The sequence below is a fragment of the Burkholderia sp. AU4i genome, from assembly GCF_000466765.1.
Classification (GTDB): Bacteria; Pseudomonadota; Gammaproteobacteria; order Burkholderiales; family Burkholderiaceae; genus Burkholderia; species Burkholderia cepacia.
Genome location: NZ_ASSI01000306.1, coordinates 1 through 3,279 on the forward strand (window position 1 = coordinate 1; position 3,279 = coordinate 3,279).

Sequence of the window (3,279 nt, forward strand, 5' to 3'; positions counted from 1 at the left end):
GCCGAGCCAGGGCGCGGGGTCGCTCAGCAGCGTCGGCGTGTTCCTGCGCAAACCGGCACTGGTCGCGTTGTACGCGATTACGGTGCGTGGTCGTGTCCGTGTCCGTGTGCGTGTGCGTGTGCGTGTGCGTGTGCGTGTGCGTGCTGGGGCTGCGTGCTGCGTGCTGCGTGCTACGTGCTGCGTGCTGCGCGCCTCACGCGTCGGTCGCACGCCTGAGCAGCAGTTCGCGCTCGCGCTCGTTGCGCGTCAGTTCCGCCGCGCGGCGGAATTCGGCCTTGGCCTCGTCGGCGCGGCCGAGCTTCGCCAGCAGGTCGCCGCGCACGCTCGGCAGCCAGTGATAACGCGCAAGCGCCGGATCGTCGCGCAGCACGTCGACGAGTTCGAGCGCCGCGGCGGGCCCGAATGCCATCCCGACGGCCACCGCGCGATTCAGTTCGACGACCGGCGACGGTGCGACCTCGGCGAGCGCGTCGTACAGCGCGACGATCTGCGCCCAGTCCGTGTCCGCCGCCTGCCGCGCACGCGCATGGCAGGCGGCGAGTGCAGCCTGCAACGCATACGGCCCGCGCACGCCGCCGAGCTTCGTCGCCTGCTCCAGCGCCGCGAGGCCGCGTCGGATCAAGAGCGGATCCCAGCGGCTGCGATCCTGGTCGAGCAGCAGGACGGGCCGGCCCTGCGCGTCGGTGCGCGCGTGCATGCGCGACGCCTGCAGTTCCATCAACGCGACGAGCCCGAGCACTTCGCTCTCGTCCGGCGCCAGCCCGGCCAGCACGCGGCCGAGCCGCAGCGCCTCGTCGCACAGCGCCGGGCGTGTCCAGTCGTCGCCCGCGGTCGCCGCGTGGCCTTCGTTGAACACGAGATAGATCACCTCGAGCACCGACGCGAGCCGCGCGGGCCGCGCATCGGCGGCCGGCACCTCGAACGGCACGTGCGCGGCCGCGAGCGTGCGCTTGGCGCGCACGATCCGCTGCGCGATCGTCGGCTCGGGCGTCAGGAACGCGCGCGCGATCTCGCCCGTCGTCAGCCCGCCGAGCAGCCGCAGCGTCAGCGCGACGCGCGCATCGGTCGACAGCACCGGGTGGCACGACGTGAAGATCAGCCTCAGCAGATCGTCGCCGATGTCGTCGTCGCTCGCGTCGGCGAGCGCATCCGCGATGTCGGGCACGACATGCGCTTCGAGCGCGTCCATCTCGTGGCCGAGCTGGTCGCGCTTCGCCGCGTGGAGCGACTCCTGCCGGACCCGGTCGAGCGCGCGGCGCTTCACGGCCGTCATCAGCCACGCGGCCGGGTTGTCGGGCACGCCGTCGACGGGCCAGTGCTCGAGCGCCGCGACGAGCGTGTCCTGCGCCAGCTCCTCGGCCACGCCGACGTCGCGCACCACGCGCGCGGCGCGCGCGATGATCTTGGGCGCCTCGATCCGCCAGACCGCTTCGATCGCACGGTGAGTCGCCTCGAGCGTCACGACGCCTGCCCCTGGGCGGACGCATCCAGCGGCATGGCCATCAGCTCCCATGCATGGCCGTCCGGATCGTCGAACCCGTGGCCGTACATGTTCGGATACTCGCGCGGCGCCTGCGGCGCGGACCCGCCGGCCGCGAGCGCCTTCGCGACGATCGCGTCGACCTCGGCGCGGCTGTCGCACGACAGGCACGTCAGCGCCTGCACCTGCGTCGCCGGATCGACGATGGTCTTGCCGGTGAAGGTCTGGAAAAACGGCCGCACGAGCAGCATCGCGAAAATCGTGTCGCTGATCTTGATGCAGGCGGCCTGTTCGTTGGTGTAGGCCGGCACGACCTCGAAACCGAGTGCCTGGTAGAACGTCTTCGCGCGCGGCAGGTCGGCCACGGGCAGGTTGATGAAAACCATCTTGTGCATGACGGATGCTCCGGTGAGACTGGATTCGGGTGGATTCAGGCCTGGGTGCGGCCGACGTGGAGATCGCGGAACCGCTCGACCGCGTCGCTCGGGGTGAGGTCGTCGAGCTCGAACAGCGGCCGCACCTCGATCTCGCAGTCCATTTCCGCGCCGAACGGCGCGGGGAACCGGCGCGTCCATTCGAGCGCCTCGTCGCGCGAACGCACCTGGATCAGCGTATAGCCGGCGATCAGTTCCTTCGTTTCGGCGAACGGGCCGTCGATCACCGTGCCCTTGCCGCCCGTGTAGCGCACGCGCCAGCCGCGCGCGCTCGGCCGCAGCCCGTTCGCGTCGAGCAGCACACCGGCCCTGGCCAGTTCCTCGTGGTAGACGGTCATGGCTTCGACCAGCCGGTTGTCCGGCAACGCGTCGGATTCGCTGACGGCGTTCGCCCGGATCATGATCATGAATCGCATCGTTTACTCCTTGTCATCGGTGGCAGGCGGCGCCCGTTCGGCGGCGCCTTATCCGGACGACGGCCGGAAGACGCCCGGATCGACACGTTCCGCGACCAATCAGGGTAAATACCGAGTCGCGGCATTCACAGGAAGCACGGGCCGACCGCGCGTACCTCGACCGTGCACCATTGCGCGGCCGGGCACTGGCGCGCGATCTCGATCGCTTCCTCGCGGGTGTCGACGTCGACGAGAAAGAAGCCGCCGACCATCTCCTTCACCTCCGCGAACGGGCCGTCGAGCAGGCGCGTCTCGCCGTCGCGCACCTGCACGCGCGTGCCGCGCTCGGAACGCTCCAGCGACTCGACACCGCGCAGCACGCCGCGCGCCTTCAGCGTCTCGGCGAAATCGACCATCCGCGCGTACAGCGCCTGGCCTTCGTCGAGCGTGCGCTCGGCACGCTGGTCGGTCGGCTCGACAATCAACAGCATGTAGGACATGGATTTCTCCTGTGGGAACGGGGCGCGGCGGCGTGTGCTGCGCGATCGGGATGCGCCGCCGATGCAAAAGCGTAACAGCCGCCGTGCGCGTTGCATCGTCGGCCGATCGGCACACTGGCCGGACGGCCAATTTCGCCGCTTCCTGACATTTTGCCGTCAAGATGCTTTCCCGAATCGTCGGATTTTCTTCCTGTGGACCGCCCCATGTCACGCCTGCTTTCGCCGCCTGCCGTTGCAGCGTTCTTCGTCCTCTCCACCCTCTTCGTCCTCCTCGCCGGGCCCGCCGCGGCCGCGCCGCCGGTCAGCGCCGGCTGCGGCGGCGCAACCACGCCGATTGCCGACCTCCGCGGCGCCGGCGGCCCGTCGCCGCTGACCGGGCAAACGACCTCGATCGAAGCGGTCGTCACCGCGGCATTCACCGGCGCCGACGGCCTGGGCGGCTTCTTCGTCCAGCAGGCCGACGCGCAGCG

At 70.4% G+C, this 3,279-nt stretch carries 4 protein-coding genes and 1 pseudogene; 1 reads left to right on the plus strand and 4 read right to left on the minus strand.

All coding sequences use genetic code 11. From position 1 onward, the window contains the following. Positions 1 to 193 precede the first annotated feature (193 nt). The 4 genes from L810_RS41220 to L810_RS41235 form a co-directional block, all read right to left on the minus strand. Positions 194 to 1,462 carry an RNA polymerase sigma factor gene (locus L810_RS41220; RefSeq protein ID WP_021164037.1) on the minus strand — a complete coding sequence of 423 codons (1,269 nt, stop codon included), beginning with the start codon at positions 1,460 to 1,462 and terminating at the stop codon, positions 194 to 196. Beyond that, entirely contained in the window at positions 1,459 to 1,875 is a 417-nt protein-coding gene (locus L810_RS41225; protein WP_021164038.1) for a VOC family protein, read from the minus strand. The genes L810_RS41220 and L810_RS41225 overlap by 4 nt, the downstream gene beginning before the upstream one ends. Before the next feature lie 35 nt (positions 1,876 to 1,910). Continuing rightward, positions 1,911 to 2,330 (minus strand): YciI family protein, encoded by a 420-nt coding sequence (locus L810_RS41230; protein ID WP_021164039.1) that lies wholly within the window; start codon positions 2,328 to 2,330, stop codon positions 1,911 to 1,913. 125 nt (positions 2,331 to 2,455) lie between these two features. Beyond that, positions 2,456 to 2,809 (minus strand): YciI family protein, encoded by a 354-nt coding sequence (locus L810_RS41235; protein WP_021164040.1) that lies wholly within the window; start codon positions 2,807 to 2,809, stop codon positions 2,456 to 2,458. Between the two features lie 204 nt (positions 2,810 to 3,013). On the opposite strand from L810_RS41235, the pseudogene L810_RS41240 reads away from it, so the two are divergent. Then, positions 3,014 to 3,279 (plus strand): annotated as a pseudogene (locus L810_RS41240) (ExeM/NucH family extracellular endonuclease); the annotation flags it as partial.

Bases quoted from the DNA above. Each gene is read 5' to 3' on its own strand.
- L810_RS41235 (WP_021164040.1), bottom strand. From the start codon at position 2,809: ATGTCCTACATGCTGTTGATTGTCGAGCCGACCGACCAGCGTGCCGAG.
- L810_RS41225 (WP_021164038.1), bottom strand. From the start codon at position 1,875: ATGCACAAGATGGTTTTCATCAACCTGCCCGTGGCCGACCTGCCGCGC.
- L810_RS41230 (WP_021164039.1), bottom strand. From the start codon at position 2,330: ATGCGATTCATGATCATGATCCGGGCGAACGCCGTCAGCGAATCCGAC.